Here is a 24,378-nt window from a genome sequence, read left to right on the forward strand (position 1 = left end):
TTGGTATGTCTCACTTAGCCCCCGGTCATTGGCCGGGGGGCTAATTACGTGTGTGTCAAATCGCTGTCGGAGCGCCGTCAAAGCTCACTAGCCGTTGAAACACCACCATCATGCGATCGAGTAGCAGACCGATCGCGCCGACGACAAACACAACGACCATCATCTTGGCGAAGGAGTCGCTCGCACCGTTGTTGAACTGGTCCCAAACGAACTTGCCGAGGCCCTCGCTCGAGCTCAGCAGCTCGGCCGCGATCAGCACCATCCAGCCGACGCCCAGCGAGATCCGCAGCCCCGCGAACACCAGCGGCAGTGACGATGGCAACACAATCTTGAACAGCCGGTCCCAGAACCCCAGCCGCAACACCCGGGCAACGTTGAGGTGGTCCTTGTCAACCGACGCCACTCCGAAGGCCGTGTTGACCATGGTCGCCCACAACGAGCAGAGGGCCACCGTGATCGCCGAGGCGATAAACGCGGGGTTGATCTTGTAGTCGCCGATCCAAGGCAGGCTCCACATCCACTGCGTTAGCCAGTGCTTGTCGGGGTCGGGCATGAAGCCGCTGACGACAATCAACGCCACAGGCAGCCAGACAATCGGTGAGACCGGTTTGAAGATTGCGATGAAGGGCGTCATCGCCGCCATGAAGGTCTTTGAGAGCCCGCACAGCACGCCGAGTGGGATCGCGAGCGCCGAGCCGATTACGAAGCCAAAGAAGACGCACAGCACGCTGCGGGCGACTTGATAAGGGAGCGTCGCCGGCTTGGCGTAGCCGGACTCTTCGATCATCTCGATGCGGTCCTCGGTCCGAACGACATTCGTCGCCGCCCGCTTGATCCCGTCCACGTCGGCCGCGTAGAGGGCCGCTTTGGCTGCTTCGAGTTTCTCGTTCTCCGTCGCCACCTTGGTGTGGCGGTTGGCGCCGGTGAGTTGGTCCTGCATCTTGACGAGATACAGCCGTTCCTCGGCGATGATCGTTTGGTGGGCGAGCGCGGCGGCGACAGCCGGGTCCCGCTCCGCTTGCTGCGTGGTGATTGCCGACTTCAATTCACGAAGCCGGAACTTCTCGGCCTTGGTAGCGGTTCGGTGATCGCGGAGCATGGCGACGTAGGCGTCCTTCTCCGCCTTATCGCCCGTTACAGCGGCGGCCGCGGCGGCTTCGAGTTCGGCGTCGCGCTGTTGCTGCGCCGCCTTGTACTTTTTAGCCAGTGTGTCGTGCTCTTCTTGCAGCGCCGCAACCTTCTTGCCGATCCGTCCCGCGGCGTTGGCTTTCGCCTCGGCGACGGCGTCGTTGGCCTGCTCTTCGAGCGGCGCCAACTCGGCGAGTCGGGCCTCCACGCGCGTCAGCGCCGTCTTGCGATCTTTGCCGTCGAGATTGAAGGCCCGCTGCTTGTCGTTTTCGCGGTGGTGGAACTCAAGGATGGCGCTAGCCGACCGCCAGGTCTCGGTAGGGTTTGGCAGCTTGCCCGACTTCGTTTGCACCCTCTCAGCGACCGCAAACCAAGCGATGATGAACGCCGCGACGGCTACGAGCGGCACGACGATGTAGCGACCGATGTCTTGCAGCTGCTTCCGCGGCTCTTCGCCGTAGCACAGCCGCACGACCGGCGACAGGAAGTTGAGACCCGCCACATCGATCGCCTTAACCGTGCGGTGCTTACCAGCAACCGCCGCGGCCGCAATCAAGCCCGCGAAGACAATTAAGACTAGCCAGAGCGTCATGCTTTACTCATTGCAAGAAGAAACAACCACAGATTGCTCGGAGGGGCACGTATGAAATCGATGGAGCGTCACGGTCGTGTGCATCGGTGGTTGCAGAAAGTCAGTCCTTGTTACCGATCGTGTGCGAGTTGAGGTACTCAATCGGCCTTTTGCCGTCGAACGTGACGCCGTCGACGAACTCGTTCGTCGGCGGCCTGTAGCCGTCCGTATCGAAGGGGACTTCCGACTCGTCGATGAAGCCTTCGTCGACAAGAAGCTGCGCCGCTTCGAGATAGACTTCGGGCTTGTAGACGTCGCGGACCGTCTGGACGTACCATTCGGCGGGCTTCGCTTCGGTGATTTGGCCCCAACGACGCATCTGCGTGAGGAACCAAACGCCGTCGGAGTACCACGGGTAGGTCGCGTATCCCTTGAAGAAGACGTTGAATTCGGGCATCTCACGCTTGTCGGTCTTCTGGAAGTAGAAGTAACCGGTCATCGAGTTCTTGATGACGTCGTAGTCGGCGCCGACGAAGTTGGGCCGCGACAGGATGCGGGCCGCTTCTTCACGATTGACGAATCTGCCGCTGGCGTCGGTCTCGTCGAGCCATTTGCCCGCCTTGATGAGCGCCTTCACCACCGCGATGTGGGTCTGCGGGTTCTCGTCGGCCCAGCCCTTGGTGACGCCAAAGACCTTCTCGGGGTTGTTCTTCCAGATGTCGTAGTTGGTCGTCACCGGAACGCCGATCCCCTTGGCGACGGCTTGCTGATTCCAAGGTTCACCGACGCAGTAACCCTGGATGTTGCCCGCTTCGAGTGTGGCGGGCATCATCGGCGGCGGAGTTACAGAGAGCTCGACCTCGGCGTCGGTGCGCCCGCCGGTGTCGCTCTTGGTGTACATACCCGGGTGGATCCCCGCCGCGGCGAGCCAGTAACGCAACTCGTAGTTGTGCGTGCTGACAGGGAAGACCATCGCCATCTGCAGCTTCTCCCCCTCATCGAGCATCGTCTCCACAACCGGCTTCAGAGAGTCCGCAGTGATGGGGTGTTTGGGCGTTGGCCTCAGCAACTCCGCATCGTTCTCCTGCATCTGTTCCCAGACCGAATTGGAAACCGTAATAGCGTTGCCATTCAGGTCCATTGTGAACGCGGTAACGACGTGAGCCTTGGCGCCAAAACCGATGGTCGCGGCGATCGGTTGACCGCTGAGCATGTGGGCGCCGTCGAGCTCGCCGCTGATGACATTGTCGAGCAGCGTCTTCCAGTTCGGTTGGGCGATGACTTCGACCTGGAGCTCTTCGTCCTCAAAGAAGCCCTTCTCTTTGGCGATGACGATTGGCGCGCAGTCGGTGAGCTTGATAAAGCCTAGACGCAGGGCGTCCTTCTCAACGTCCAGTGGCTCGGTCATCTGAGCCAGGCTGGGTGAGAGGGCGCCCAACACAACGACGGCGGCGATCGCGAACTTCGAGGGCCCGTGCTTCTGCATCGCTCGGCGGGGTTTGGCGAGAGCCACTTACCTACGCTAAGGAGGCGAGGTGGCTGGCGGGGAAGGGTGGCGGAGGGGGGACAGCGTTATGCCTCCCTCTTGGCAACTGCCGGGCCAAACTCCCGCGAGAAGCGCCACGTTCCTGAGGAGGTCACGCAGTGACCTCTAGACGCTCGATGGTGGTCGCCAGAATGACCACCCGCCTCGTTGAGCGGTTACTCGGGGGCGCCGAGAGTTGCGGCGCCCCCGCTCAATCCCTTGGCAGACGCGTCAATCGGGAAAGAGAAGTCGCGTCGAGATCGATGGGAGCTATCTACTGTCCGCCAGAACCGGTCAGTCACCCTACGCGGACGGCTAGATGGACGCGATCGAGAATCCGCCATCAACGACGATGTTCTGCCCTGTAACGAAGGAGGATGCCCTGGGCGCTGCGAGCCAGACGACGGCGCCGGCAAGTTCCTCGGCGGAACCAAACCGGGCCATCGGCGTATGACCGAGGATCTTCGCGCTGCGATCGGTCAGCGAGCCATCCTCGTGGTAGAGAAGCTTTTTGTTCTGCTCTGCCGGGAAGAAGCCCGGGCTAATCGCGTTGACGCGAACGCCTCGCGTCGCCCATTCGATCGCGAGGTACTTGGTAAGGTTGATAACCGCCGCTTTTGCGGCGGAATAGGCGCCGACCCGCGAGACGGGGTTCATCCCAGCCATCGAAGCAATATTGATGATGCTCCCACGGCCCGCAGCAAGCATCGACTCACCGAAGACGAGCGATGGAAGTAGCGACCCGCCGACGAGGTTCAAGTCGAAGACTTCCCTCCAAGCCTCCATCGGAATCTTGCAGACACTGCCTCCTGGTCGGAGCGTGGCGTCGGGGTGATTGCCCCCAGCCGCGTTTATGAGGACGGTTGTCTCACCAACCTCTTCGCGAATCGTGTCTACCGCTTCCTGCACAGAGCCGGCATCAAGCGCGTCGATTGGCTGAAACATGCCGATGCCGCCCGCGCGATTGACTCGTTCTGCTCGATCTCGGCCGCGTTCGACATTGCGGCCGAGAACAACGACCCGCGCGCCATACCCCGCCAGAGCCTCTGCCATCAGACCTCCGAGCGTGCCGGTGCCGCCAATCACGGCGACCACCTCATTACGCAGGTCGAACAGTCCCGTTGCACTAGGCAGAAGTGAACCGTCGGAGTTCAGGCTGCCACTGAGAAACGTCGGGATGGGTGCAGAGGCCATAAGAGCTTGGAAATCTAGCGACGCGTTTGCCTAGCGGGAGAAGCAGATGGCGAAATCTGTGCAACAGCCGTAGAGGAGTTCTCTTATCATGCTAAGAGACCGCGGATCACCATAAGCACTAGTTATCTTTCACGCTGAGGCGGAAGAATGCCATGAGCTACTATCACGCAAAACCATGACGCAAATGCGGTAGGCCAATTCAGCACGCAAGCCCCCCTTAAGCATCGTTGAGCCCGTCCCGAGCTTGACGCTATTGGCGGGCTATGGCGTCAGGTCGTCGCGAAACCTCCCAGGGGTTTTCCCCACCCGGCGCTGAAAGAACTGAATGAAGTAGCCAACCGAACCGAAGCCGGATAGCTTTGCGACCCGTGACACCGAGTAAGTCGTCTCCAGCAACAGCCGTTTCGAATGCTCGAGTTTGGCGGACTGAATCTCATCGAGAATGCTCCGCCCGAGTACAGATCGGAACCGCTTCTCAAGGCTGCGTCGCGAAACCGCCAACTTATCGACGAGCGACTCGACCGAAACGCCCCGTCCTTGCTCATGGTGGATGATCTGTAGGGCTGACGAGACCTCGTCGTCCTCGACCGCGACGATATCGCTAGACCTTCGGGTGACGACACAGAGCGCCTCGACCTTGATCGAGGCGGGTTCGGTGATCGTCCCTGACATCAGCCCGTCGAGCAGAGCCGCCGCCCGATAACCAGCGGTCTCGATGTTGAGCGACACGCTCGACAATGGTGGGTCGGATAGGTCGCAGAACACCTCGTCGTTATCGACTCCAACCACCGCAACGTCCTCCGGCACATTGAATCCTGCCTGCGCGCAAGCCTCGAGCACTTCGCGGCCGCGGTCATCGTCGCACGCGAAGAGGCCGATCGGCGTAGGTAGCTTTCGGATCCAGTCCGCCAGGATATCCTGCTCACGCTCCCACACTTGGTCCCGTCGTTTTTCTGGCGAGTGATAGATATGCGGAACGATGTCCTGTTCGGCGAGGTAATCGCGAAACGCCCTCTCGCGCCGAGAAGACCAGCCGCGGTCGCTGCTGCCGACGTACGCGAAGTGACGGAACTGGCGGTCGAGCAAGTGATCTGCAGCAAGCCGAGAGACCTCAACTGGATCGGAGCTGATCTCAGAGAGCGAGTGCAGCGGGCTATCAGCTGCGAGTTGCTCGTCGGTGAGCCCAATGGCGACGATCGGTACTCCAGCTTGAAGAATCTGCGTAGCGACGCGCTGGTTGGGGATGCGAGCAATGATCCCCGTACCGCCCCATTGCTTCATCTTGGGAACAACTTGCTCATAGTCACCAGGGCTGATGTGGAAGCTCCATGGGCCGTGTTCTCGGGAGTAGCGGGCAATCCCTTTTAGGAGGTCCCGCCCGAACACCCGGGCGGTCTCCACCAGCAGGGCGACGCGTGCCTTGGGTTCTTGAGCCATCAGCGACGTATAGACGTTGGATGAGCGTGTGGGCGCCCAGGCGAGGACGCTTTCGCGGAAGGCGGCGTCGCGAATACGAAGCCACTGCGTGAATAGCGTCCCTGACTCGGCACGCCGACGCCATAACCGCAATGTCGCAATAGCGTAAATGAATATTTTGATTGCGTCGATCCGTTGACCAGCGTTCGGGCAGCGGGTTTGCTGGGCGAGAGACGTCAGACGGTCTGATAGATTCCCCGGTTGCAGCGGTTAGGCATCGGCCCAGCCGGCGGCGCCAGGCCGAGCCGTTTGGCGACCCTGCCGCTCCGCCCTCTCTTCTCTCAGAGCATCCGTTCATGGACGAATCGCAACGCCTCTCGGTTACCGAGAAGATCGGCTACAGCCTCGGCGATTGCGCTGCGAACTTTGTGTTCCAGACACAGCTCATCTTCTTGATGAGTTTCTACACCGATGTCTTCGGAATTGCCGCGTCCACTGCCGGAACGATCTTCCTGATATCGAGGCTGTTCGACGCCGTGAACGACCCGCTGATGGGCGCCATCGCGGATCGAACGTCGACCCGCTGGGGCAAGTACCGCCCTTGGGTCTTGATCACGGCGATCCCATTTGCAGTTTGCTTCGTGCTCGCCTACACAACACCCGATTTCAGCCCGACCTGGAAGGTGGTCTGGGCGCTGGTGACGTACAACTTACTGATGATCGCCTACACGGCGAACAACATCCCGTACGCGGCGCTAACGGGAGTAATAACGGGTGACCCGGATGAGCGCACGTCGCTGGTGTCGTGGCGATTCCTGCTGGCGATGACCGCAGCTTTCTTGGTGCAGACGTTTACGCCCGACCTCGTCGATTGGTTTGGAGGTGAAAAGGGTGGGACGGTGGATCGGGCTGTGGGCTATCAATTGACGATGGTGCTCTGGGCGTCAGTCGCGGTGTTGTTCTTCGTCATCACATTTGTGACGACAAGAGAGCGCGTGCAGCCATGCCCTACTCAGCAGCAGTCGTTGCTCCAAGACCTTGCGGATTTGGCAGGCAGTCGGACTTGGGTGGCATTGGGCGTCGCCACGGTCTTTGTGTTCATCTATTTGGCGCTCCGTGGCAGCGTCACGCCTTACTACTTCGACTACTACGTGACTCAGCAAGACCCGATTGGATTTGGCCCGCTCAGGCTGAAGCCCATGGGATGGTTCAATGGGCTTGGCTTGCTGGCGAGTATGGTAGGCATCTTGTTCTCCAAACCCCTTTCAATGCGGCTTGGTAAGCGAAACGCCTTTGCCGGCGCCATCGCAGTGACCGGACTGCTCACGGCGGCGTTTTACGCCCTGCCTGGCGACAACCTAACGGCGATAATCGCGATGCAATCGCTGTTGCAGTTCGTCTACGGCGTCAGCATTCCGCTACTCTGGGCGATGATGGCGGATGTCGCCGACTATACCGAGTGGAAGACCGGACGCCGAGCGACAGCCATGACCTTCGCTGCGACCGTCTTTGCGCTTAAGCTCGGCTTAAGCCTCGGCGGCGCTATCGCCGGGTACTTGCTGGAATCGAGTGGGTATGTCCCCAACTCAGAGGTGCAGTCAGTAAACGCTCTGACAGCGATACGAATGATGATGAGCGTCGGGCCAGGGTTGGCCTTTGCGTTAGCCGTCGCCGCATTGACCTTCTACGGCATCAGCCGGAAAGACGAGCTACAGATGGGCGCTGATCTGCAAGCCAAGCGAGCAGGATACGCAGTCGAGTGACTTCGTTACACGCCACCGCCACGACCGAGAATCCACGCCATGACAACGCCACGTCTAGTAGTAGCATTAGTTGCCGGAGTGATCTTGTTTGCCAATGCCGTCGTCCACGGGGAAGGTCCTCCCTCGCTGCGAATGGCCTATGAGAAGAACTTCGACATAGGGATGGCAATCTCTGCTTGGCAACTCGAAGATACCAGCGGCCGCGCGCTCAATCTGGTGGCCGAGCAATGCAGCGTCGTTACGGCGGAGAACGCGATGAAGTGGGAGGCTCTTCACCCGGAGCCTAGTAGGTACGACTTCCGTCACGCCGACATGCTCGTAGAGTTCGCGGAGCGGAACGGCATCGAGGTTGTTGGTCATACGCTCGTCTGGCACAGTCAGTGTCCCGACTGGGTGTTCGAGGACGAGGCAGGCCAGCCCGTCGGGCGCGAGGAGCTGATTGAGAGATTACGCGACCATATTCACACCGTCGTCGGCCGATACAAGGGCCGCGTCAGGGGATGGGACGTCGTCAACGAGGCGATCGAAGACGATGGCTCATGGCGTGACTCAAAGTGGCGGCGCCAGATCGGCGACGATTATATGGAGCTCGCGTTCCGTTTCGCTCACGAGGCCGACCCCGGCGCCGAACTCTACTACAACGACTATTCGATGACCCAGCCCGGTAAACGGAAGACCGTGGCTGCGATGGTCGCCGACTTCCAGGAAAAAGAGGTGCCGATCGATGGCGTTGGCCTGCAAGGGCATTGGGCCCTCGACTATCCGAGTGAGCAAGAGATTGATGATTCGCTAACGGATTATGGCAAGCTTGGCGTCAAGGTGATGATCACCGAATTAGACATGAACGTTTTGCCACGGCCCACCCGCAACCAGGGCGCCGACGTCGCAGAACGCGCCGCCTCGAGGGAGGGCATGAACCCTTATCGCGAGGGCCTACCAGCCGAAGTGTCGCAAGCGCAGGCCGATCGGTACGCCTTGTTCTTCCGCCTGTTCAAGAAACACGATGCAGCGATTTCCCGCGTCACGTTTTGGGGCGTTGATGACGGCCAGTCATGGCACAATAACTGGCCCGTCAGGGGCCGTGTCGCTCACTCGCTGCTGTTCGATCGCAATCTCGAACCCAAACCGGCTTTTTGGTCGGTATTGAACGTCGCGAAAGAGTAAGTCGAAGCGTACGTATCCGAAAAAGCCGAACTCTGCCGATTCAGCTAAGAGCACCCCTTTTCTTCTTATACGAAGCCATGAAGCTCGGCCTCGGCCTCTACCGTCATTTGCTTACCAGGGAGAATTTCCGGTTCGCACGGCAGTGCGGAGCGACGCACTTGGTCGCCCATTTGGTCGATTACTTTCGCGGTGAGCCGGCTAATCCCCAGGGGGACCAACCCACCGGCGGCGACCGGGGGTGGGGGTTGGCGGGTGATCCGAAACAACTGTGGACGACTGAAGAGCTCGTCAACTTACGTAATGCCGCGGCCGATGAAGGGCTCACTCTAGAAGCGATCGAGAACTTCGACCCCGCCCATTGGCACGATATTCTGATCGACGGGCCACAGTGGAGCCGCCACATCGAGAACATCAAGACAACGGTCCGGCGGCTTGGCGAAGCCGCCGTGCCGACCATGGGCTACAACTTCTCCATCGCTGGCGTCTGTGGGCGAGTGACAGGGCCATTTGCGAGAGGGCAGGCCTATGCCGTTGGTATGGACGGCCCCTATGACACGCCGATGCCACAGGGAATGGCGTGGAACATGGTGATTGATCCCAATTCGTCCGGTGAGGCAGCGCCGCGGGCGACGCCTGCACAACTCTGGGATCGCCTGCGCCGATTCCTTGACGAAGTCATACCAGTCGCAGAGGAGGCGGGCGTTCGGCTCGCATTGCATCCCGACGATCCACCCATGGAGTACATGCGTGGGCAGCCGCGGCTGGTTTACCGTCCCGAGCTTTACCAGAAGGTGCTCGATCTTCGGCCTAGTCCCGCCAATCAACTCGAGTTTTGCGTGGGCACCATTGCCGAGATGCCTAACGCCGATGTTTACGCCGCAACCGAGCAATACGCATCAGAAGGCAAGATCGCCTATGTCCACCTGCGAAACGTCACCGGTAAGGCGCCCTATTACAAGGAGACCTTCATTGACGACGGCGACATCGACGTACCGCGAGTTCTAGCCATTCTTCGTATGGCAGGATTTGATGGCGTCATTATTCCGGACCACGCCCCGCAGATGTCCTGCGGCGCCCCTTGGCATGCGGGAATGGCGTACGCAATGGGATACTTGCAGGCCGCGATCGATACATGCCGCAAAGCGTCGGAAAGCGAGGGGCCGCTAGCTTAAACTAATTCGCCGCGGAAGGGTCGCCGGTAGGCGGTGGCGCCAAATCCTCATCGTCCGGCGCACCAAGAATGCCCGTGAGGTGTGGCTTCAACGCTGCGGCCCAAAGATCGTAACCCGTCACCGAAAGATGCAGGCCGTCCACCGTCATTCCGTCGTGAGGCCGCCCCTCGCTGTCAGCGAGTTGGTTGTTGATGTTGATGAAGCGGATATCGTGTTCCTTCGCCAGATGCGCGAGTCTGTCGTTGATCGCGGAGATCACCGGATTGGCTGTCGGATTGTCACCACGTGGAAAGACGCCTGTCAGGAGGATTGCAGCCCGCGGCGCCTTCTCTTGGCATGTCGCCAGGATCGCCTCGATGCCAGCGACAACTTCATCGGCCTTGGCTTGTCCCTTCATGGCGTCGTAAGCGGCGCCGCCGATGTCGTTCGTACCAGCCTGCAACACAATGACTTTGGGATTCACGCCGTCCAGCTCGCCGTTCTGCACTCGCCAAAGGACATTGCGTGTCGTGTCCCCGCCCCAGCCGAAGTTGGCGGCGTTCCAACCATGGAAATGGGACCGCCAGTTCTCATAGAGGTCGGAGTAGGCCCTGTCGGAGCAACCCCACCGGCGGGTTATCGAGTCGCCGAGAAAGTAAACGTCGATCCTACCCTTTCCGGCCTTGTCGAGGAGTTGCTGGTGAGCAATCTTCGAGTTCTCGTCTTGGCGCGGCAGCGATTGGAATTGGGCTATCGCGTTCACGCTCGTCGTCGCCATCAGAGTTATAAGGCTTATCCGTAGAAGAGACATCGATTCGGATCCATTCGCTAAGGTTCTGAACCTGAGTTGAGTTGACGTCGCACGTTCGGCCGTGAGCCGTTTGTGTTGTAGCAGAGACTATCGCAAACCGCGAAGCAAGCCATACGAAGACTCACTTGAAGTATCGTACCAGTAGGGAAGAGTTGACAATGATGAGCCCGATCACTTTCTATGCGGTGACGATTCGAGGGGTCGTGGCTATCCTAATTGGGACCCTCGCGCTGGTTGATACCGCTGTGGGCGGGGGGTTTACTCTCATTGCAGACGGTGAGCCCGCTGCGATACAGCTAGACTCCGCGGCTCCCGCGGGCGTGCGACGCGTGGCCGAGTGGTTCGCAGACGACGTGGAGAGAGTTGGCGGAAAGCGACCCACCATCGTGCAAGGACGCCGGCCGGATGGTCTCGCTCTCCTTGTCGGCGTGATCGGCGCAGGTGGCGAGGTCGATGACCTTGTATCGGCAGGCAAACTCGACGTTTCGCAAGTCCGAGGCGAACTCGAGGCGTCGGTCACGACCGTCGTAGGGGATGTCCTTGTGATCGCCGGCAGTGATAAGCGTGGTGCGATTTTCGGAATGCTAGACCTGTCGCGGGAGATCGGTGTCTCACCCTGGTACTGGTGGGCCGATGTTCCCATCCACAAATCAAAGAACATTACCCTAGCAGATGTGCCACGTGTTAGACCTGCGCCAAGGGTCCGCTACCGCGGCGTCTTCTTGAACGATGAGGCGCCTGCCCTTGCTAATTGGGCTCAAGAGAAGTTCGGCGGCTGCAACAGCAAGTTCTACGCTCATGTCTACGAGTTGCTCCTCCGCCTCCGCGGCAATTTTCTATGGCCCGCTATGTGGGGGCGATCACTCTTCGACGACGACCCCGAGAGCCAACGTCTCGCCGACGAGTTGGGGATCGTGCTAAGCACGTCCCACCACGAACCGATGCAGCGTGCGCACGTCGAGTGGGCCCGGTACGGGAAGGGGCCTTGGGACTATGCCAGCAACGGCGAAGCGCTGCACGAGTTTTGGCGGGAAGGCATCCAACGGATGGGGGACCATGAGAGCGTCGTCACACTCGGCATGCGCGGCGACGGTGATATGCCAATGACCGACGAGGCGAACATCGACTTATTGCAGCAAATCGTCAGCGACCAACGCCAGATTCTTAAAGAAGAGTTAGGCCGTCCGCCAAGGACCCAATCCCAAGTCTGGGCGCTCTACAAAGAGGTTCAAGAATACTACGACCGCGGGATGAAGGTTCCGGACGACGTGATCTTGCTGCTCTGTGACGACAACTGGGGGAACGTCCGTAGGCTGCCTAGGCCAACCGACCCACGGCATCCAGGCGGTTACGGCATGTACTACCATTTCGACTACGTAGGTGACCCACGAAACTACAAATGGATCAACACTAACTCGAGTCCTCGGGTATGGGAGCAGATGCACCTCAGCTGGGAGCATGGCGTTGATCAAATCTGGGTTGTCAATGTCGGCGATCTCAAGCCGATGGAGGCGCCGATCGACTTCTTCCTGACGATGGCGTACGACCCCGATCAGTTCTCCGTCGAGCAGATTGCGTCTTCGATTGAGTGCTGGCGAGAGTCATGGTCGGAAGAGCAATTTGGGGCCGAATTGGCGCAACCAATTGCGAATCTGCTAGCTCGCTATGAGCACCTGGCGGCACGTCGTAAGCCGGAGCTTCTCGACGCTAAGACGTACAGCCTCACTAGCTTCAACGAGTGGGATCGGGTCGTCGAAGAATGGCGAGCACTGATGGATGACGCCCAGAGTTTGGAGAAGAAATTGCCGGAAGAAGCTAGGCCAGCTTACTTCCAACTTGTCCTGCACCCGATCTTGGCGTTCGGGAATCTCCATGAGATGTACCACGCCGTAGCGAACAACCAGCGATTCGGAGCAGCAGGCAACCCCGCTGCGAACGACTTCGCCGACGACGTCATCAAGCATTACGAGTACGACGCCGCACTGACGCGCCGCTACCACGAGTTGCTTAATGGCAAGTGGAACCACATGATGGCCCAGACGCATATCGGCTACACCTATTGGCAGCAGCCGGAAGTCCAGAAGATGCCTGAGGTGCTACGGGTGTCGCCGACAGCCCGTTCTAGAGAGGTAGAGACATCAGACCCACGAGAAGAGTTGGCGGAGGAGGGCGCGAGCGGGTTTCTCGAACGAGACAACTACATCTCGATCAATGCGGCCAGTTACTCGAGAGCGACTGAAACGGATGGCGTCCGTTGGGTGGCTATCCCCGGGCTCGGCCGCACCGACGCAGGGGTCATCGCGTCGCCCGTCAACGCGCCATCATCGCCCGCTGGCGCTGGCCCTCGACTCGAGTATCCGATCTGGCTGACTCAAGACGGCGAGGTCACGGTTGACCTCTTCCTCTCTCCAACGCAAGACATCTACGGCGGGGACGACCACGGCATCCGTCTTGCGGTTTCTATCGATAATCATGTGCCCGTCGTGCTTGACATGCACGTTGACCGCAGCACGAACGAGCGGAATCCTGGTCCTTGGCGTCGGCATGTCGCGGATGCGATCCACATCGTGACTTCCCCGGCGATAGAGATCCCTTCTGGGTCTCACACTCTGAAGGTGTGGAGAGTGGATGCGGGACCCGTGCTGCAGAAAATCGTTGTCAAGAGAGACGCATTGCCTGTCAGCTATTTGGGCCCACCCGAAAGCAGGATGCTGGAGTAACGAGCCTGCGTTGAGGTAGGTATCGCGAAAGTCCTCAGGCGCCGGCCGCTGTCATTTGGCGGAGCGCTAGCAGGAGAGTGGAGCTGACCAGTAGAATGATCCACTCACCGATTGCGAGTTGGACGACCATGCCGTGCATCGCGTCGTACAGGAAAAAACTCGCCGTTCGAAAAGCGACGATTCCACCGTGGACCGCCACACACGCCACAAGGCCGTAGACAACCGACTCGGGTCGAATTGCGAAGATCGCAAACATGATCCCCATACCAACCTCCAGTCCGCCGTAGACCGTCATAAACTCCGAGCGGCCCGCTTCGCCGATTCGCTCGAACCCAACCTTCTTCGAAGTGGTGGACGGAGCGACAGCACACCAAATGCCCAACCCGATGTAGAGGATCGCAAGAACGTACAAGAATACTCGAGCTGCGACGATCATCACGCTTTCCGGGTGAGTGAGTCTTAAGTGGAAACCGGCCGACGCCGCGGTTCCGGCGCTGGGCTATCAGAGTCCTCAACCGATTCGTTGGATAGCTGCGGAGCGGGTTCGAAGAGGTAATGAGCGACCTGCCAGCGAGTCCCGCCTTCGTAGCGAAAAAGTTCGGCGCATGCCATGAAGAACATTCGCCACCTCTGCAATGCGACGTAGGCGTCTTTGTCGGACGCCACATGTGGCCGAAGGATCCTAACTAAATCACGCTTGGAGCAATTGAGGTTCCTCAGCCAATCCTCGCAAGTACGCCAATAGTCCAGACCGCTTACTCGCCACTGTTGGACGATTCGCAAGTCCTCGTCAAACTGCGCGAAGAGGTCGGCCGAAGGCATCGTGCCACCAGTAAAAAAGTGGCGACCCATCCAGTTGTCAGCGCCTTCTGTCTCGAAGAGATAGGGCTTGCCCTTGTGGCAGAAGACGTGAACAAACACCTTCCCGTCCGGCGCGAGCCAGCTCGCGACACGCCGGAATAACATCGCATAGTTGCGCATGTGCTCGAACATCTCGACCGATACGATCCGGTCGAAGCGCCTTTCGGGTTGGTAGTCCACCATATCAGCAGTAACGACTTGCAGATTCTCTAGGCTGAGTGCTGCTGCCCGGGCTTCGATATACGCTCGTTGACTGTGCGAGTTGGAGACAGCCGTGATCTCGGCAAGGGGATAGTTGTGCGCCATCCACAGCGATAGCGATCCCCAACCGCAGCCCAGCTCAAGGATTCCCTGACCGTCGGCGATCCCGGCCCGCTCACAAGTGAGCCGCAGCATCGCGTCCTCTGCCTCCGAAAGCGATGTTCCGGGACTCTCGTAGCGACAACAGCTATACTTCAGCCGCGGGCCGAGGACGTGCTTAAAGAAGTCGGGTGGGGTTTCATAGTGCTGCTCGTTGGCGGCGTCGGTCCGAATGGCGAGTGGCGACGAACTTAGGAGTGCGACGAACTCAGAGAGGTCCTTTGGCTTACTTTGTGTCTCAGCGACACGCCGACTTAGCAGCCGTCGGATACCGTAACGAATCAAAGTGTCGGGAAGCCATCCCGACTCGGCGATAGGAATCAAGTTCATAAGAAGGATTCGGCTTGTCGCTTTCGCGAAGGTCCTAGAATGGCTGCAGGACTTTGCCCAGCCGCATGGAGACCGTTATGTCATCGGTGCTTATTGGCAACCTATTGGCGATAGCCGTCATGCATGCGCTCGTCTGGCTTTGGAGCCTCCGACGTCGTGACGTCAGCATTGTCGATCTATTTTGGGGTATCGGATTCATCGTGATAGGTTGGCGTACGCTAACCGTCAGCGACGCCTCGCCCCTTTCGTACCTGCTCGTGACGATGGTGACGATCTGGGGCGTGCGGCTCAGCGGCTACCTGACTTGGCGGAATTGGGGGAAGCAAGAAGACCCGCGCTACGCCCGGATGCGAGAGCGTTGGGGCAAATGGTTTCCAGTAACGAGTCTCGGCGTGGTCTTCTTGTTGCAGGCGCTGCTGAGTTGGATCGTAGCACTGCCTTTGCAAACGGGAATACTCCTAGGGGGCAAAATCGGCTCGATCGCCGTGGTTGGGGTGATGCTCTGGCTCGTCGGACTCGCATTTGAGTCGGTTGGCGACTACCAACTCGCCTCGTTCAAGGCCGACCCAGCGAATCGTGGGCAGGTGATGAACCGGGGCCTCTGGCGGTACACCCGTCACCCCAACTACTTCGGCGACTTTCTTGTTTGGTGGGGGATATACTTGGCGACAACGCAAGCAGGCTTTGTGTGGTGGACCGTCATCGGGCCATTGGTCATGTCTGTGCTGCTTCTGAGGATTTCCGGCGTCACCTTGTTGGAGTCCTCGCTGAAGTCGCGTCTGGATGGGTACGAAGCCTACGTCCAACGGACCAACGCCTTCTTCCCCTGGTCGCCGCAGTAGCTGCAGCGCAACGAGAAAAACCGCCGACAGGGCTGGTCATTCGTTGCCGCTGTCCTAGACAGTTAGACACGCCCGTTTCCGCGGTTATTCCTCTATGCGCAGAGCTGAAGAAATTGAATGGTTCCGTGTGGCGCCATTCTTGCTGCTACATCTTGCTTGCCTATCCGTATTCTGGGTCGGATGGAGCTGGGCCGCCGTCGGCGTCGCGTTGCTGGCCCACTTCGCACGGGTCTTCGCCCTGACGGCTTTCTACCACCGCTACTTCTCTCATCGGGCCTTCAAAACTAGCCGCCCGGTCCAGTTTCTCGGCGCCCTGCTGGGCAACGCCGCGGGCCAGCGGGGGCCGATCTGGTGGGCCGCTCATCATCGCCACCACCACCGGGCCTCCGACAAGCCCGACGACATCCACTCGCCGCATCAAGACGGGTTCTTGTGGAGCCACATGCTCTGGTTCATGACCCGGCGGAATTACCAGACCGATCATCGGATGGTCAAAGACCTGCTGCGATTCCCCGAGCTGCGCTGGATCGACCGCAACGACTTCGTCGCGCCGGCGCTGCTCGCCGCGGCGATGTACGGCCTCGGCTGGCTGCTCGGGGTCTACGCCCCACAGCTCGGAACCAACGGGCCGCAGATGCTCGTGTGGGGGTTTGTGATCTCGACGGTCGCTCTGTACCACGTCACCTTCTCAATCAACTCCCTCGCGCACCAGATCGGGACGCGCCGTTACGAGACCAACGACGATAGCCGCAATAACTTCTGGCTTGCGCTCGTGACGTTCGGAGAGGGTTGGCACAACAACCACCACCACTTCCCGAATTCCGCACGGCAGGGTTTTCGTTGGTGGGAGATCGACATCTCGTTCTACCTCTTGTACCTGCTCTCGTGCCTGGGCCTCGTCTGGGACCTCAAGCCTGCGCCGGTCGAGAACGGCAGTCACCGCCGACTTGCGCCGCAGGAGGGGAATGCCTGAATGCGAATCGCAGTCATCGGCGCCGGCGTGAGCGGTTGCCTCGCGGCTCGGCTTCTGGCGACGCGTCATGAAGTCACGCTCTTCGAGGCGGAGGCCCATCGGGGCGGGCACGCCCGGACGGTTGACGTGGACCTCGCTGGCGTTAAGCACGCCGCCGATGTCGGCTTCATGGTCTTCAACGAGCGGACGTATCCGAACTTCTGCCGGATGCTGCGCCGGCTCGGCGTCGAGTCGCGACCGAGCGACATGAGCTTCAGCGTCCACGACCCTGCAACGGGGTTGGAGTATCAAGGGAGCGGCCTACGTGGCTTGTTCGCTCAGCGTGGCAACGCTCTGAGTCCGTCCTTCTTGCGGATGATCGGCGACATCCTCCGCTTCAACAGCGACGCCCGCCGGGCGGTGGCGTCGGGGTCTCTCCGCGATGGCGCCACGGTCGGCGAGTTCTTGACGAGCGGTCGGTACGGCGGCCGCTTCGTGACGCACTACCTGACGCCGATGGCGGGGGCGATCTGGTCCTGCCGCCCCCGAGAAGTCCTGGAGTTTCCAGCCGCCTTTCTGCTCGGCTTCTTCGCGAACCACGGCCTGCTCCAACTGCGTGACCGGCCGCAGTGGCGCACGATCGTCGGCGGCTCGCGCCGTTATGTCGAAGCGCTGCTCGGCGGGATGCAGGGGCGCGTCCGCACGGGCCAAGCGGTCGTCGCGGTGGCGCGGCGAGCTTCCGACGTCGAAGTCCGCACCGAAGCGGGCGCCGTCGAAACGTATGACGAGGTCGTCATCGGCGCCCACGCCGACCAAGCGCTGCGGTTGCTGCGCGACCCGACAACCGACGAACGAACCCTCCTCGAGGCGTTCCCGTACCAAGCGAACCGGGCCGTCTTGCACACCGATGCGGCTGCCTTGCCGAAGCGACGCAACGCCTGGGCCAGCTGGAACTACCGGCTCACCGACGACGAGTCGGCGACCGTGACCTACGACCTCGGCCGCTTGCAGGGGTTCGCCCCGGCGGGCTCGTTGCTGCTGACGCTCAATGACGATCGCCACATCGATCGTGGTCGGGTGATTCGGTCGTTCGAGTTCTCCCACCCCGCCTACTCAACGGAGTCGCTTGCGGCGCAGCGACGGTGGGCCGAAGTTAGCGGCAAGCGGGGGGTCCACTTCTGCGGAGCCTATTGGGGCTACGGCTTCCACGAAGACGGCGTCAACAGCGCGCTGGCGGTCGCTAATCACTTTGGAATCGGGATCGAGGCATGCACAGCTGCCTGTACGAAGGAGCGGTCGCCCACACCCGCCGCGATCCGGTGACGCACCGTTTCCGCTACGGGATGGTGATGGCGTACCTCGACCTCGCCGAGCTGCCTGCGCTGCTCGGGACCGGCGGCCTGCTATCCTCTCAGCGGTGGTCGGTCCGCTCTTTCTTGCGAAGCGATCACTTGTTCGACCGCGAGGCGACCCTCGACGACGAAGTGCGACGCCTCCTCGGCACGCAGACAGGACAAGAACCTACCGGGCCGATCCGCTTGCTGACGCAGCTCCGTTGGTGGGGCTACTACTTCAGCCCGCTGAACCTGTTCTACGCCTACAATGTCGAAGGCTCGCGCGTCGAGCACGTCCTGGCGGAAGTGAACAACACGCCCTGGGGCGAACGCCACGTCTACGTGCTGTCCGAGGTGAACCGGACTGCCGCCGGCGACCTCCGCTTCCGCCACGCGAAAGAGTTCCATGTCTCGCCGTTCATGGACATGAACGCCGACTACTGCTGGCGCGTCGGTGAACCCGGCGAACGGCTGTCGCTGACGTTGTCGCGCGAGGCGCGGGGCGCGCGGAGCTTTCACGCCAGCCTGTCGCTCCGTCGCCGGCCGCTTACATCCGCCACGCTGCGCCGCGCCGCTTTCCGATACCCGATGATGACCGCGCAGATCGCCACGGCGATCTATTTCGAAGCCCTTCGCCTTTGGTGGAAGCGATGTCCGTTCTACCCGCATCCCAGCCGATCGAACTCCAGCACCAGCGCCCGACTCCCGTCGCCCCGTTGACGCCGGACGCCCCGCTGACGCCGGAAGCCCCGTTGACGCCGGAAGCATCGACGGCGGCCGGGGCGCCCTGGCTGCGTCGACAGGTGCTCGCCCGATTCGCGAAACTCGAGGAGGGCGGCCTGCGCGTCGAAGACGCCCACGGAACCGTCGCGTTCGGGGCGCCCGAAACGCCGCTGACCGGGTCGATCCGCGTCCTCGACGGCAGGTTCTATCGACGCGTGGCGCTGCACGGCGGTCTCGGGCTCGCCGAGTCGTACATCGACGGCGATTGGGAGACGCCCGACTTACCGGCGACCCTCCGGGTCTTCGCCGCGAATCTCGAGACGCTGCAAGGCGCCGAACGCGGCGCGCCCACGCTGCTGCGTCCCTTGCGTAGTGCGTTGCATTGGTTACGGCGCAACACCCGTCTCGGCAGCCGGCGGAATATCGCCGCCCACTACGACCTGAGCAACGACTTCTTCGCGCTGATGCTCGATCCAACGATGACCTACTCGAGCGGCTACTTCCCCCACGCCGAGGCGTCGCTCGAAGAAGCGTCGCGCGAGAAGTACGACCGTATCTGTCGCCAACTCCAACTGGGGCCCGACGACCACGTATTGGAGATCGGGACCGGCTGGGGCGGCTTTGCGCTCCACGCTGTCGGCGAGTACGGCTGCCGCGTCACGACGACGACGATCTCGCAAGCCCAGCACGACTTCGCCGCCGAGCGCTTTCGTGAATCTGGCTGGGGCGATCGCATCGAGCTCCGGCTAACGGACTATCGTGACCTGCGGGGGCAGTACGACAAGCTGGTCTCGATCGAGATGATCGAAGCCGTGGGCGAGCGGTACCTGCCGACCTACTTCCGCCAGTGCTCGCGGTTGCTCAGGCCCAGCGGCGCCATGTTGCTCCAGGCGATCACGATTCCCGATTGCCGGTACGACCGCTATCGGCACAGCGTCGATTTCATCCAGAAGCACATCTTCCCCGGCGGGTTCCTCCCCAGCCCCAGCGCCATCACCGATTGCCTGCGACGAGCGACCAACTTCGGGTTGGAGAAGGTCGAAGACTTTTCCGAGCACTACGCCAAGACGCTCGCCGCCTGGCGGGCCAACCTCGACGCCCAATTGCCGCAAGTCGGCAATCTCGGCTTCGACGACCGGTTCCTGCGGGTGTGGTGGTACTACCTCGCCTACTGCGAGGCGGGCTTCCGGGAGCGGCGGATCGGGGTCTCACAGTGGCTGCTGACGAAGCCCCAATGGCGCCGCCGCGATCTGTCCGCCAAGTCGAGGAGTGGACGTGCGTTCAGATCTCCATAGAGGGCCCTTAGGACGCGTTCTGGCGCCTCGCTCAGGGTTTACCCAGGCCCCCGCTTTCAACGCGCCAAAGGGCCTCCTAGCGGCTCTGCTGAGCCATGGGAGGAAACCACCCGACGGGGGGGCGCCATTCGCCGGTGTTTCTCAAGCTACGATAGACGAAACCCGATTCGCGTATACCAAGTCGTCCGACCGCTAGTCGATCACACCCGATGGCCTCATACAGCCTCTCACCTCCGCTAACCGTTCAGCCCGGGCTGCGGGAGTTTGCGCCTCCCAGCGAGCCCTCGCATTGGACCTTTTTGTCCAATCATGCGTACGTCTTGATCGAGCTGCACAACAATCCCGACCAGGTTCTCCGCGAAGTCGCCGGCAAGGTCGGTATCACCGAACGCGCCGTCCAGCGGATCGTTCAGGAATTGGAGGAAGAGGGCTACCTGACTCGCGAGCGGGTAGGGCGGCGAAATCGGTATCGACTCATAACCGGGAAGCCTCTACGTCACCCGCTTGCCTCGCGTCAGACGATCGACGCGCTGGTTCGATTGGTAGGTCCTGGGCCGGTGGGACAAGACAAGCACGCCTTTAGAAGTCCGTGATCCGCTAAGCATGAGCGCAAGACACCCATCACCTACCGAACTTGCGGCGGTGCTTGTACGCGTCAGTCGCGAATGCGGAGCGCCCGTTGAGCACCTCCGCGCAGAGCAGCTGCTGCGCGACGCTCAGGCCGCTTGGCCCGGCGAAGAATCCGACCTGTGGTGTAAGTGGCTCGCCGAGGTGTGCTGCAGCCTCGACCTTCGCGCCCGCGAAGCCGAGCTTACGATCGAAGTTGCGCAGCGACTCGCCGAAGACGGCGCTGTGGTTGTCGGCGCCTGGCGTCCCGGACAAGGTCCGATCGTCCTCATCAGCGACCGCGCCGTCGCCGAGGGAGAAATCGACCAGCGTCTGGGGCTCTCGAACAAAGAGCTCTCGGAGCTGAGCCTTGAGTCGGGCGGCAACCGTTGGCTCGTCGTTGAACATGCCGAGAGCGTCGACGCCAAACAAAGCCCCCGTCTCAAGTCGCGTCCGATCGCTCGGTTGGCTCTCTTGTTGCGTCCCGAGTGGCATGACATCTGGGCTATCGGGGTTTTCGCGTTCGTCGCAGGCCTGTTGAGTCTGTCGACGCCGATCGCCGTCGAAGCCTTGGTGAACACGGTCGCCTTCGGCCAGTTGTTGCAGCCGGTGGTTGTGCTCGCGGCAATGTTATTCGGCTTCCTGGCGTTCGCCGCTCTCATGCAGGCGTTGCAGGCGTACGTAGCGGAAATCATTCAGCGGCGGCTCTTCGCCCGCGTGGCGGCCGATCTTGCCCATCGCCTGCCGAACGTGGACCACTCACACTTGAACGGCGCGTACGGGCCCGAACTCGCCAACCGCTTCCTCGACGTGGTGACGCTGCAAAAGGTTGTCGCCCAGGTGCTGCTCGACGGCATCAGCATCGTGCTAACGACGTTAGTTGGCATGACGGTCCTGGCGTTCTACCACCCGTGGCTGCTGGGCTTCGATGTCCTGCTCTTGGCGACGGTCGTCGGTGGGCTGCTGGTGATGGGACGCGGCGCCATCCGCAGCAGCATCGACGAGTCGAAGTACAAGTACCAAGTCACCTCTTGGCTCCAAGACTCAATCCGCTGCGGCACGGCGTTCAAACCCGCCGGCGGGGGCGAGTTCGTCGTAGACCGTGCGAACTTGCTGACAACCAAGTACCTCGACCACCGGCGCGCGCACTTCTCGGTGCTCTTCCGGCAGATCCTCTTCGTTCTGGGGCTCCAGGCGATTGCAGGAACCGTGTTGTTGGGGGGCGGCGGATGGCTCGTCATCCAGGGGCAGCTCTCCCTCGGGCAACTCGTCGCCGCAGAGCTGATCGTCTCGACGATCCTCGGTTCCTTCACGAAACTTGGCAAGCACCTCGAGGGCTTCTACGACGCCGTCGCCGCCGTCGACAAGCTCGGGGTGCTGTTCGACCTTCCTACCGAACGCCACGACGGACTACTTACCGTCGAGGGCTCGGACGGTGGGCTGGAGGTCGCCCTGAAAGACGTCACCGTCGCCGGCGCTCAGGGGCCCTTGGGCAAGGGGCTTACGCTCCGGATCGATCCGGGCCGGCGATTAGCGATCTATGGACCGGCGGGCTCGGGGAAGTCGGCCCTTTGCAGCATCCTCTACGCCGCCGAAACCCCCCAAAGTGGTCGGGTGACGGTGGCCGGTGTCGATCCCGCCGACGTCCGTCCCGACGTGTTGCGGGGTGCGGTGTCGCTGGTAAGTGATATCGAAGTTTTCGAGGGGACAATTGCCGACAACGTGCATCTGCATCGCCGTGGCGTGGGGACGACACAGTGCCGTGCGGCCCTCGAAGTCGTCGGGATGCTCGACACCTGCTTGGCTCTCGAGCAGGGGATCGAGACGCCATTGACGGGCAGTGGCAGGCCATTGAGCCGCTCGCAGCAACGGTTGTTGATGCTCGCTCGTGGGATCGCCGGCGCCCCCCAACTGCTCGTCGTAGACGGGTTGCTCGATAGCTTGCCCGACGCACAACTTGACCGCGCGCTTGCCGCGATCATGGCGCCGCACCGCCAGTGGACCGTCGTGGTCGCTACGGGACGCCGGGATGTCGCTGAGCGACTCCACCGGGTCGTCGAACTCGATTCCGATCGTCCGATGACAGAGGTCGCCTACGCCGGCGAGGAAGGAGCAAAGCCATGACCCCGCAAGACCAACTTCAGATCCCTACCGGGCGGGCGATCTCGGACCTCGCCTACCGAGAAGAGGCGTTTCCCGCGCTCCGGCTAGCTCGCGTCACACGTTTTGTGCGGCGGCTCGGCCGGTGGCTGCTCGCGCTGATGGTCGTTGTTTCGCTCGCAATGCTGCTAGCGCCTTGGCAACAGTCGATCCGTGGCGAGGGCGCAGTGATCGCCTTCGACCCGTACGAGCGACCGCAAGCGATCCAAGCGCCGATCCAGGGCCGGATTGCCGAACGGGGCGAAGGCGTTTACGAGAACGCCTATGTCGAAGAAGGGCAGTTGCTCTTCCTCATCCAAGACCAAGACCCTCTCTATCTGAGTCGCCTTGAAAAGCAGGTCGCCAACGCGCGAGCGGAACTGCAGGTTGCAGAAAGCCGCCTGGATCGGTCGCGGGACGTGCGAGACAACAATCTCCGGATCGTCGAGGTGACGACCGAAGAGCTCGACAACATGCGTGCGGCTCGGGATGAGTTGGTCTCGGCGTACGACCGCTTCGTTGATCAAGCCGTCAACAAGTTTACGGCTGAGCAGAATAAGCTCGTCGCCGCCGAGGCCAAACTCTGGCAGGCCGAGGCCGACTTCAAGAGAAAGCAGCAACTCTTCGAAGACGGCATCGAGTCGCAACTCAAGGCCCAAGAGGCAGAACAGAAGTACCGCGACGCGAAGGCCTATGAACAGGTAGCGCTTCAGGACGTCGACAACGCCCGCAACGGCATCGAAGGCAAACGCAACGAGCGTGAGGCGAAGCGGCAGGAGTGGGAGGCAAAGATCAACAAGGTCCTCTCACAGCTCGAAAAGTCTCGGGCCGATGTCGGAAAGGCCGAAATGGACATCAATAAGATCTCGGAAGAGATCAACCAGAAGCAGACCAAGCTTCTCGAAGAAGAGCGGAAGCTCGCGGTTCAGCAGACGCAAGACGTGCGTGCGCCGCGTGATGGTTACATCATGGACCTCGCCGTGTTTGATTCGTCGTCGATCGTCAAGCCCGGCGATCAGCTCTGCCGCATCGTGCCCAAGACCTCGTCGCCGGCTGTCCAGGTCTGGGTCGCCGGCAACGACGCGCCGCTCATCAATCCGGGACGCCATGTGCGGCTCCAGTTCGAGGGTTGGCCCGCGGTGCAGTTCTCCGGATGGCCGTCTGTTGCGGTCGGCACCTTCGGGGGAGAGGTCGCGTTGGTGGACCCAACCGACGACGGGCTCGGCAAGTTCCGCGTGGTCATCGTCCCCGACCCCGACGACCAACCTTGGCCCGAGTATCCTTACCTTCGGCAAGGGGTGCGGTCCTACGCCTGGGTGCTGCTCGATCAGGTGCCGCTCGGGTACGAAGTCTGGCGACGGATGAACGGCTTCCCGCCGGCGTTCAACTCGGAGCAAGACGCTAAGACAGCAAAGCCACCGAAGCTCAAAATCTAGCCAACCCGCAGAGTTTAACGCGGCGTCCTCGGCTTCGTCGGTTGGAGCGGCTTCCGG

At 61.2% G+C, this 24,378-nt stretch carries 19 protein-coding genes; 12 read left to right on the plus strand and 7 right to left on the minus strand.

Annotated features, from left to right (window positions below):
* Positions 1-55: 55 nt before the first annotated feature.
* From Spa11_RS10350 to Spa11_RS10365, 4 genes are all read right to left on the minus strand, one after another.
* A complete protein-coding gene (locus tag Spa11_RS10350; protein ID WP_145111768.1) occupies positions 56-1,720 on the minus strand; it encodes an ABC transporter permease in 1,665 nt (554 codons plus the stop codon).
* Positions 1,721-1,820: 100 nt separating this feature from the next.
* The gene (locus Spa11_RS10355) at positions 1,821-3,185 is read right to left on the minus strand and encodes a CmpA/NrtA family ABC transporter substrate-binding protein (protein ID WP_145111771.1); all 1,365 of its coding nucleotides are present in this window, start codon (positions 3,183-3,185) and stop codon (positions 1,821-1,823) included.
* A 354-nt stretch (positions 3,186-3,539) separates the two neighbouring features.
* Positions 3,540-4,418, minus strand: a complete 879-nt coding sequence (locus Spa11_RS10360) for an SDR family oxidoreductase (RefSeq protein ID WP_145111773.1) — start codon at positions 4,416-4,418, stop codon at positions 3,540-3,542.
* Positions 4,419-4,679: 261 nt separating this feature from the next.
* Entirely contained in the window at positions 4,680-5,855 is a 1,176-nt protein-coding gene (locus tag Spa11_RS10365; RefSeq protein WP_145111777.1) for a XylR family transcriptional regulator, read from the minus strand.
* A gap of 335 nt (positions 5,856-6,190) precedes the next feature.
* Between Spa11_RS10365 and Spa11_RS10370 the strand changes: the two genes are divergently transcribed.
* The 3 genes from Spa11_RS10370 to Spa11_RS10380 all read left to right on the plus strand — a co-directional run bounded on the left by Spa11_RS10370 (position 6,191) and on the right by Spa11_RS10380 (position 9,933).
* Complete coding sequence (locus Spa11_RS10370; protein ID WP_145111780.1) at positions 6,191-7,597, plus strand: MFS transporter; 1,407 nt, start codon at positions 6,191-6,193, stop codon at positions 7,595-7,597.
* Between the two features lie 39 nt (positions 7,598-7,636).
* Entirely contained in the window at positions 7,637-8,761 is a 1,125-nt protein-coding gene (locus Spa11_RS10375; protein WP_145111783.1) for an endo-1,4-beta-xylanase, read from the plus strand.
* 77 nt (positions 8,762-8,838) lie between these two features.
* Positions 8,839-9,933 carry a mannonate dehydratase gene (locus Spa11_RS10380; protein ID WP_145111786.1) on the plus strand — a complete coding sequence of 365 codons (1,095 nt, stop codon included), beginning with the start codon at positions 8,839-8,841 and terminating at the stop codon, positions 9,931-9,933.
* A 1-nt stretch (position 9,934) separates the two neighbouring features.
* Here the strand turns inward: Spa11_RS10380 and Spa11_RS10385 are convergent, their stop codons facing one another.
* Positions 9,935-10,690 carry a GDSL-type esterase/lipase family protein gene (locus Spa11_RS10385; RefSeq protein ID WP_197529889.1) on the minus strand — a complete coding sequence of 252 codons (756 nt, stop codon included), beginning with the start codon at positions 10,688-10,690 and terminating at the stop codon, positions 9,935-9,937.
* A 419-nt stretch (positions 10,691-11,109) separates the two neighbouring features.
* On the opposite strand from Spa11_RS10385, the gene Spa11_RS10390 reads away from it, so the two are divergent.
* Positions 11,110-13,443, plus strand: a complete 2,334-nt coding sequence (locus tag Spa11_RS10390; RefSeq protein ID WP_197529890.1) for a glycosyl hydrolase 115 family protein — start codon at positions 11,110-11,112, stop codon at positions 13,441-13,443.
* Positions 13,444-13,477: 34 nt separating this feature from the next.
* Here Spa11_RS10390 and Spa11_RS10395 read toward each other — a convergent pair whose 3' ends face one another.
* Both Spa11_RS10395 and Spa11_RS10400 read right to left on the minus strand, forming a co-directional pair.
* On the minus strand, positions 13,478-13,879 hold the full coding sequence (locus tag Spa11_RS10395; protein WP_145111795.1) for a hypothetical protein: 402 nt from the start codon (positions 13,877-13,879) through the stop codon (positions 13,478-13,480).
* A gap of 23 nt (positions 13,880-13,902) precedes the next feature.
* Complete coding sequence (locus tag Spa11_RS10400) at positions 13,903-14,994, minus strand: SAM-dependent methyltransferase (protein ID WP_145111798.1); 1,092 nt, start codon at positions 14,992-14,994, stop codon at positions 13,903-13,905.
* 77 nt (positions 14,995-15,071) lie between these two features.
* Between Spa11_RS10400 and Spa11_RS10405 the strand changes: the two genes are divergently transcribed.
* From Spa11_RS10405 to Spa11_RS10440, 8 genes are all read left to right on the plus strand, one after another.
* Complete coding sequence (locus Spa11_RS10405) at positions 15,072-15,836, plus strand: DUF1295 domain-containing protein (protein ID WP_231933236.1); 765 nt, start codon at positions 15,072-15,074, stop codon at positions 15,834-15,836.
* A gap of 94 nt (positions 15,837-15,930) precedes the next feature.
* Positions 15,931-16,809, plus strand: coding sequence for an acyl-CoA desaturase (locus tag Spa11_RS10410; RefSeq protein ID WP_145111801.1), 879 nt, complete (start codon positions 15,931-15,933; stop codon positions 16,807-16,809).
* On the plus strand, positions 16,810-18,111 hold the full coding sequence (locus tag Spa11_RS10415) for an NAD(P)/FAD-dependent oxidoreductase (RefSeq protein ID WP_145111804.1): 1,302 nt from the start codon (positions 16,810-16,812) through the stop codon (positions 18,109-18,111). It begins immediately after the preceding gene.
* Positions 18,057-18,842 carry a DUF1365 domain-containing protein gene (locus Spa11_RS10420; RefSeq protein ID WP_145111808.1) on the plus strand — a complete coding sequence of 262 codons (786 nt, stop codon included), beginning with the start codon at positions 18,057-18,059 and terminating at the stop codon, positions 18,840-18,842. Before Spa11_RS10415 ends, Spa11_RS10420 begins: the two co-directional genes overlap by 55 nt.
* Complete coding sequence (locus Spa11_RS10425; RefSeq protein WP_145111811.1) at positions 18,773-20,140, plus strand: SAM-dependent methyltransferase; 1,368 nt, start codon at positions 18,773-18,775, stop codon at positions 20,138-20,140. Before Spa11_RS10420 ends, Spa11_RS10425 begins: the two co-directional genes overlap by 70 nt.
* Before the next feature lie 209 nt (positions 20,141-20,349).
* A complete protein-coding gene (locus Spa11_RS10430) occupies positions 20,350-20,733 on the plus strand; it encodes a helix-turn-helix transcriptional regulator (protein WP_145111814.1) in 384 nt (127 codons plus the stop codon).
* 10 nt (positions 20,734-20,743) lie between these two features.
* Complete coding sequence (locus tag Spa11_RS10435; RefSeq protein WP_145111817.1) at positions 20,744-22,870, plus strand: peptidase domain-containing ABC transporter; 2,127 nt, start codon at positions 20,744-20,746, stop codon at positions 22,868-22,870.
* A complete protein-coding gene (locus Spa11_RS10440) occupies positions 22,867-24,321 on the plus strand; it encodes an HlyD family secretion protein (RefSeq protein ID WP_145111820.1) in 1,455 nt (484 codons plus the stop codon). Before Spa11_RS10435 ends, Spa11_RS10440 begins: the two co-directional genes overlap by 4 nt.
* Positions 24,322-24,378: the final 57 nt, after the last annotated feature.

The organism is Botrimarina mediterranea (assembly GCF_007753265.1).
Taxonomy (GTDB): Bacteria; Planctomycetota; Planctomycetia; order Pirellulales; family Lacipirellulaceae; genus Botrimarina; species Botrimarina mediterranea.